Annotated in this window: 1 protein-coding gene; it reads right to left on the bottom strand. The window is 60.9% G+C overall.

The features are described 5' to 3' along the window. Positions 1 to 111: 111 nt before the first annotated feature. On the bottom strand, positions 112 to 468 hold a 357-nt coding region (locus AC0T7J_RS25210), incomplete at its 5' end, for a pirin-like C-terminal cupin domain-containing protein (protein ID WP_473798474.1).

A 468-nucleotide genomic window follows, 5' to 3' on the forward strand; every position in this document is an offset into this window, starting at 1 on the left:
GTGAACAGGCGAATCCATAATCGCCGGGATTTTTCAGGTCGATGTATAACGCAAGACGCCTCGGTCGGCTCCCTCTCCCTCTGGGAGAGGGCTGGGGTGAGGGTAAGCGGCCTAGCGCGGTAGTTCGATCCGCTCGACTTCCCCCGGCACCGTCGGCCATTCCTTGGCCGCCCATTTGCGCCGTGCCTCATCAATCGCCGCCGGATCGCTTGCAACAAAATTCCAGTTGATCCGTCTCGGCCCGTCCAGCGCCGCGCCGCCGAACACCACCGCGTGCACATCGCTTTCGGCAAACAGGCTCATCTCTTCGCCGGCTGGCAGCACCACCAGCGCATGCGGCTCGATCGCCTCGCCATTCAATTGCGCATCACCCTTCAACACATACACCGCGCGTTCTTCATGCTCGGTGGGAATCAGCAATGTGGTCGCGGTCTGCATCTTCACTTCCGCATACAGCGTAGGAGAAAG

The sequence above is a fragment of the Pantoea sp. E956-1 genome (genome assembly GCF_982223955.1).